At 67.0% G+C, this 6,431-nt stretch carries 6 protein-coding genes; 1 reads left to right on the top strand and 5 read right to left on the bottom strand.

Going from position 1 to position 6,431, the window contains the following annotated elements:
- The coding region (locus HUU96_RS09345) for a relaxase/mobilization nuclease domain-containing protein (protein WP_174292553.1) at positions 1-951 on the top strand (951 nt) is incomplete at its 5' end.
- Between the two features lie 18 nt (positions 952-969).
- On the opposite strand, the gene HUU96_RS09340 is transcribed toward HUU96_RS09345, so the two are convergent.
- Genes HUU96_RS09340 through HUU96_RS09320 form a run of 5 tightly spaced genes read right to left on the bottom strand, consistent with a single transcriptional unit; the run spans position 970 to position 6,403 of the window.
- Positions 970-1,779, bottom strand: a complete 810-nt coding sequence (locus HUU96_RS09340; protein ID WP_174292552.1) for an AAA family ATPase — start codon at positions 1,777-1,779, stop codon at positions 970-972.
- Positions 1,776-2,012, bottom strand: a complete 237-nt coding sequence (locus HUU96_RS09335) for a hypothetical protein (RefSeq protein WP_174292551.1) — start codon at positions 2,010-2,012, stop codon at positions 1,776-1,778. Before HUU96_RS09335 ends, HUU96_RS09340 begins: the two co-directional genes overlap by 4 nt.
- Positions 2,013-2,071: 59 nt before the next feature.
- Positions 2,072-2,494, bottom strand: coding sequence for a thermonuclease family protein (locus HUU96_RS09330; RefSeq protein ID WP_174292550.1), 423 nt, complete (start codon positions 2,492-2,494; stop codon positions 2,072-2,074).
- Complete coding sequence (locus HUU96_RS09325; protein WP_174292549.1) at positions 2,494-4,725, bottom strand: DUF5710 domain-containing protein; 2,232 nt, start codon at positions 4,723-4,725, stop codon at positions 2,494-2,496. The genes HUU96_RS09330 and HUU96_RS09325 overlap by 1 nt, the downstream gene beginning before the upstream one ends.
- 13 nt (positions 4,726-4,738) lie before the next feature.
- A complete protein-coding gene (locus HUU96_RS09320) occupies positions 4,739-6,403 on the bottom strand; it encodes a type IV secretory system conjugative DNA transfer family protein (RefSeq protein WP_302480232.1) in 1,665 nt (554 codons plus the stop codon).
- Between the last annotated feature and the right edge of the window lie 28 nt (positions 6,404-6,431).

Here is a 6,431-nt window from a genome sequence, read left to right as displayed (position 1 = left end):
CAGCGGCTCGATCGCATCACCCGGTTTGCGCCGGAGGTGATGGTGAAGGTGTCCGGCCGCCAACGGGGCGGCTCGCATACAGCGGCGCACCTCGAATATATCGGTCGGCACGGCAAGCTCGATGTCGAGACGAGCGACGGCCGGACGATCGAGAATGTCGCGGAGCTGCGCGAGCTTGCCCGTGAATGGACCGAGGACGAGGAGGCGGTCTCGCGTCGCCGCGAGCCGCTGACGTCGGTGTCGATGGTGTTTTCGATGCCGCCCGGCACCGACCCGGACGGCGTTTACCGATCCGTCCGGGCCTTCGCCCGCGTCGAGCTAGAGCAATTTCCGCACGCGATGGCGCTCCATGTCGATGAAGAACATCCGCACGTCCATCTGACCATCGCCGCGCGGGGAGAGGGGGGCGTGCGCTTCAACCCTCGCAAGGCCGACCTCGCCAACTGGCGGGAAGCGTTCGCGCGCGAGCTGCGCGCGCGGGGGATCGACGCCGAGGCGACGCCCCGCAGGGCGCGCGGGATCGTGCAGAAGGCCGAGCGGACGAGCGTCAGAAAGACGCGCGAACGGGCGGACGCCACCAGCCCCCTCCCGAAAGTCATACAGGCCGGGCGCACGACAGCCGCCGCGATGGCGCGGGAGAATCCGCCCGCGCCGCGACCTTGGGAGGTGCAGACGATCGTTCGGCAAGCCGAAGTCCGAAAAGGTTATGCGAAGGCCGCCGAGCTTCTGGAGCAGAGCGATGCACCCGAGGATCTCGCCTTGGCCCGGCAGACGCGGGCGTTCGTGGCGTCGATGCCCCAACCGCTCGTTCGGGATCGTGAGCAGGCCCAGGCGATTGTCAACGAGGGAAGGCGACCGCAGTCTCCGGACGACAGCCGCAGCGGCCGGGGTGGCAAAGACAGTGCCACACCAACCCGGCCCGGCACCCCGGAAAAAGACCGCGAACGATAGCCGGAGCGCACGCTGGCGCTATCGATCGTGATCCTTGCCGGATTTCGGCGTCCGTAATGGGGCCGCACCGCCCCGATCAGCGGAGTCGGAGGGGTTGATCGGCCTGCCCCGGTCCAGCCGCTCGTCAAGGGCGGCCCGGCCTTCATCGACGATCCGTCGTCGCGCGTCCGGCAGGTCGACAAGGGTGGCGTTCGCTACCTTGTCGATCAAGTTCATCTTTCGATCGGCGCGCTGTTCTTCCAGCGGATCGCGGCGCAGCTCGGCCGGGATCGCGGCATTGGCCCATTCGGGAAGCGGGTTGGCGAGGCGTACGCGCTCGCCGTCGCGCACCAAGAGGAGACGATGGCGGCGTCCGCCATTGTCGAACACGAAGGGCCGATCGGCGAGCGCCATCGCGTTCGGGAGCTGGGCCAGGCTGGCGGCGTAACGGCGGACGACGGCGCGATCGTCGACATCATGCCCGCCCCGGCGCACCCGTTCCGACACGCGCGCCATCGAGATCGCGGGATCGGATACGCCGACATAGACGAGGTTGACCTTGTAGCCCGCCGTCCTGGCGTCTCGCATCGCCTTCAGCTCGGTTCCCCCCGACAAGGTGGTCTCGAACGCGAAGGTCTCGCCGAGGCGCATCCGCTCCGCGCGCTCCTTCAACGCCAGCTTGCCGGCCGCAAGCTCGGCAAGGCCGCCGTCAGCGGTGCGCGGCAGGTCGCGTGCGATATTGTCGGGATTTACGAGCGGGATGCGCTCGCGCACGAAGCGATCCGCAAGGGTGGATTTGCCGGCGCCGTTCGGCCCGGCGAACACCCATAGCTGCGAGCGTCCCGTCAAAGCGAACGAATAACTTCGTCCGCTTTCCGGTTGTGGCGGACCAGTTCACGCCGACCGTCGGGGTGCTCTTTGACGAGGAGGCCGGCAGGCGTGTCGGACTCGCTGTAATAGACCGGAAACCCCGCAGCGAGATGGTCGCGCACGGCGAACTCGCCATCGCGCGCAAGACCTTTTTCGATCACCGGCCAAAGATCGGATGTGTCGGCGGGCGCCAGGCGGGTCATCTCGTTCATGCCGCGATCCTTACCACGGAAGTTTGTTCAGACAAACTTTGAAGGCCGATCGGCACCGCTCAGCGGCACCTCAGATGATCATAACGCTCGACGGCCTGGCCCGACCGCATCTGCGCGCATGACAGGTCCACCGCGCCTACCGAGCACAATGCTACGATCCGATCGTAGGAGCGGCCGGACGGTCGGCAGAGCGCCGTTCGGCCAAGCGCCAGACGGCGGAGTGCGTCCCGCGACGCATAGCCATCGCCAGACACGCACCGACCGCCATGACCGCGACACTGACCGATCTCGGGCGCGTCGATTGCCTGAAGCCGAATGCGCACGCCGCTCGCGCAGGTGAAAGTATCGCCATCATGTACCCGGATGACCGGGCAGGAGAATGGTTGGCCGTCGTAGGGGCGACCCGATCCCGCAGCCGCCTTCGAAGGAGCCAGCGCCGCTGCGCCGGAAGCGGCAAGTGCCAGGATCAGGATCAGGCGCATCATCGTCCTCGCGTTCGCTCCGGCGGCCGCCGGAGCGGCAGCGTCGGTTCATCAGGTTTGGCCGACGCCGCGCCTGGACCTGCCGCGCGCGCGGTGTCCCTCACGTGGAGTTGGGGCGAGCTGACCGCCTTGTCCTGCGTGACGCGCTCGGCAAGCGTTTCGCGCCCGGCTTCCAGCAATCTGCGTTGCGCGTCCGGGTTGTCGGCGAGGGTGACCCCCACCACGGCTTCGATCGCGCGAAGTTGCGCGCGCGCGTTCGGATCGGCCGCGATCACTTTTTCGTTCCGAGCTTGCTTTTCGCTCGGCACCCAGCGTTGCACCGCAGACTTGTCACCACCATCGACATACCAGGATTTGGCCTCCCGGTCCCATTTGGCGCCTGCCTGCCTGGCTGCGTTCTTATCGGCGAACGGCACTGACAAATACTGGCGACTTGCCGGTTCGGTTTCGACCGGCACCGGTCGACCCGGCGGTGCAGCTTCGGAGCGGTCATTCGCAGGTGTGTCGACGCGGCCCGTCCGTCGCGTCGCTTCCTGGACGTCCCGCTCGGTCGGGCGATAACCGTTGACGGTTAGTCCAGCCTCTCGCGCGCGCAGCCATGCCTCGCGCCGGAACGCGTCCGAACCTGCCACCTCCAGCGTGTCCCAGCGGCGATGCTGCGCGATCGCCACCATGTCGGCAATGACGGCAGGGCTCTCGCTCTGCGACACGAGTGCCGCACCGCGATCATGGAACGCTGCCTCGGGAGAAGTGCTACCCTCGAAATAGCCGCGCCGGCCCGTCCAGCGTGAGGTCTCGACAAGGTATCGCGCCGCTATCGCGGGCGGGACATCGCCGGCATCGAGCGAGGGCGGTTCTTTGGCGGGTTGAGTCTTTGACGGGGAAGCTTCACTGCCGGCCGGAGCCGTTATCTCGCCGTTGAACAGCGCGATCCGGTTGGGCGCTTGGCTGACCGCGGCGTCCATCGTCCGATCGCGATCGCCCTGTTGATCGTTCGCGGGCGTCACGTCGTCGTCACGCTTGATGTCGGCCATCTCGATTTCCTCTCTCATGTCGCCATCGGCCGCTGCCGCGTGTTTTCGTGCGAGCAGATCGATTGCGGCCGTGATCTGGTCCGAGACGGCATCGCGGCCGCGCACGCTGGCGGTCGCCAGGTCGTTGAAATCGGTAAACCGCTTTGGATCGGCCTCGACTTCCCCGGCGGCGAACTCGGGAAAGACCGCGAGCCCTTCCACGGCCACCGCGGCAGCGGTGGCCTTGTCGCGTCCCGGGTTATAGCCTTCCTTCAACTCGACGCCGCGATCGTCGTCGCCGGCGATCAGCATCGGCTTGTCGGGAAAGCGGCCGCGTAGCGCTACCGCAACGGGCAGGAGGTTGCCGGCGTCGAATGCCGCCACGACGGGCTGTAGGGCCGCCACAGCGACGATGGCGGCCGTGGCGTAGCCTTCGGCCATGACGAGCAGCCGCGCACGCTCCAGCGCCTCCAGATCGCCACCGACGATATGGAAGGTGCCTTCCTTGCGGCCGTCCTCCTCGAACAGCTTGAAGCCGTCGCTCCGGATCGTCTGCATCGTCCATTGCTTGCCATCGACGTCGATCGCCGGAAGGTAGGTAGTGATGCCGCCCTGGTCGGTCAGAGCGCCGATGGTCGGCGCGATGCCTTTGCGCTTCATATAGCCGGTTGCGGCCGTTGGCGGACGCAGCGTGGTGGCCCGCTGTTGCACGCGCAGCGCCGCAGCTTCGATCGCGCGCGCGCGATCGGCGGCACGGTCCTGTTCCCGCTGCGTGACCTCGCCGCGCAGCGCCGCCATCTCCGCAGGCGGCAGGCGAAAGCCGCTGCTCTTCCAGGCGGCGTAGGTTGCCTTGCGGAAGTTCTTCAGAAAGCCGGCCGGATGCCCATCGAGATGGAGCGCATATTGGCCGGAGGGCCGCGCGTAACGCCCCCGCGCATCGCCCTTGTCGCCATCCACCGGCACGCGATGCGTTTCGCCGTCCCCGATCGGATGCGCGCCGATCACGAGCAAGCCGTGCTCGTGCATCGCCTCCATGAACTCCTCGCGCGGCTTGAACTCCGGTTCGCTGGCGTTCGGCAACCATCGCGCCAACGCCTCGCGATCCGCGCGCTCGCCGATATACCAAGACTTCGCCGTGGCGTCCCAGCGGGCGCCGGCAGCGCGTGCGGCGTCGCGCTGATCGTATGGAACGGCCAGATATTCGCGCTTGGATGGCATCAGGCTGGTTCCATCAGGCCATCACGCGCCCGGTATCGGGGCCGTTGATGGTTGCCATCATCCAACGCCGCGTCGCCTCTTCGGGATCGTCGCCGCGCTCGATCGCGGCGAACGGATCGGTGTCCGAATCGAATTGCAGCGCGTCGAGCGGCAGTTCCTCGAGGCCGTCGAGCTGGGCATCGCTCAGGTGCGATGCGATCGACGGCACGATGGGCGCACCCGCAGCGACCGGCACTTTGTCGTTCCACGCGACCGGCGGAAGCGCCTCGGCGCCCGCGACGGCGATCTTGGGCGGAGGAAGCAGCCGCCCGGCGAACTCCGCCATCTTGTAGTAGAGGATCTTCGTTGCGCGGATCGCCGGGATACCGCGCTTGAAGATCAGGACGTCGGTGAGCGGCATCACCTCGACCTCCTGGGGCAGCATCAGCGCGCGCGACTGCTGCGACTCCGAGACACTGTTATTGGTCCGCGCGAACCAGCCGAGGGCGCGGCTTTTCGAGCGTGCCGCCAAGCCATGCGTGCCGAGGCGGTCGGAAATCTCCTTGGCATCCTTGAGGTTGCCCGGCGTGTAAACGACCTGGGCGTCGCAGTTGGTGATAAGCTCCTCCGCACCATCGTCGCCGTTGAGACGGCGGAGCTGCGCGCGGGTCTGGACAACGATCAGGAAATTGAGGCCGAAGCTGCGGACATAGGAGATCGCCGACACGATGACCGGCGCCTTGCCGAGCCGGGCGAACTCGTCGAGCAGCACGAGCACGCGGTGCTGGCTGGAAGGGTCGAACTCGCCGATCGTGGGGTCGGTGTTCAGGTCGACGAGCTGCTGGAAGATCAGGTTATAGAGCGGCGCCACCCGATCGATATTGTTGGGCGACGCCCCGAGATAGATCGTCATCGCCTCGGTGCGCAGGCGTCGGAGATCGAAGTCGCTCGCCGACGTCGCGGAGTCGACGTGCGGGTTGAGCCAGAGGCCGAGCTTCGTCGTGACGGTCTGCTTGATCCCGGAGAACGTATTGTCGGACGCCGAGGTGAAATCGGTCAACGCGGTGACGCACGGTGAGGAAAGCGGCGTGCCTGCCGCCCCGCGCGCCTCGATCAGCGCCGGCAGGCGCGTCTTCGGATCGCCCTCGGTGATGTCGCGGTAGAGCTGCCCGATCGTGAACGGCAAGGTCGGCGTGGCGGCGACGTAGGCGCCGACGCCGATGAAGGCGGTCCGCGCCGCTTCCGCCCAAAAGGCTTCGCCGCGTTCGGGGAGCGGGAACAGCATACCCGCAACCTTCTGCAGTTCGTCGATGACCAGCACGTCGTCGCCCCGGTCGATATAGGCCAAGGGGTTGTAGCGCGATGCCGCGCGGTCGGGATCGAGTGGATCAAAGAGATGCACCCGCTGACCGTGCCGGGCGCGAAAGCCCGCCGTCTTTGCGAAGTTCTCCCGCTTCATGTCGAGATTGACGATGGAACCGGGCCAATTGAGCAGGTTGGGAATTACGATGCCGACGCCCTTGCCTGATCCGGTCGGCGCTTCGAGCATGACATGCGCTTCCGGCCCCGTCGTCAGTAACCGGCCCCGCAGCTTGCCGAGCAGGATGCCGTTACCGCCACGCAGTCCGGCCGCCTCGATCTCGTGCTCGCTGGCGAACCGGGCCTCGCCATATTGCGATTTCCCGCGCCGGTCCCACACGAGCAGCAGGAGCACGAAGGCGACGATC

This window comes from Sphingomonas bacterium (genome assembly GCF_903644135.1).
Classification (GTDB): Bacteria; Pseudomonadota; Alphaproteobacteria; order Sphingomonadales; family Sphingomonadaceae; genus Sphingomonas.
The sequence above is the reverse complement of the archived record's forward strand: the minus strand, read 5'-3'. Positions and strand labels throughout refer to the sequence as shown.

What these genes read in the sequence shown, in the direction of transcription:
- HUU96_RS09330 (WP_174292550.1), bottom strand. Translation starts at nt 2,494, where the DNA reads ATGCGCCTGATCCTGATCCTGGCACTTGCCGCTTCCGGCGCAGCGGCG.
- HUU96_RS09325 (WP_174292549.1), bottom strand. Translation starts at nt 4,725, where the DNA reads ATGCCATCCAAGCGCGAATATCTGGCCGTTCCATACGATCAGCGCGAC.
- HUU96_RS09335 (WP_174292551.1), bottom strand. Translation starts at nt 2,012, where the DNA reads ATGAACGAGATGACCCGCCTGGCGCCCGCCGACACATCCGATCTTTGG.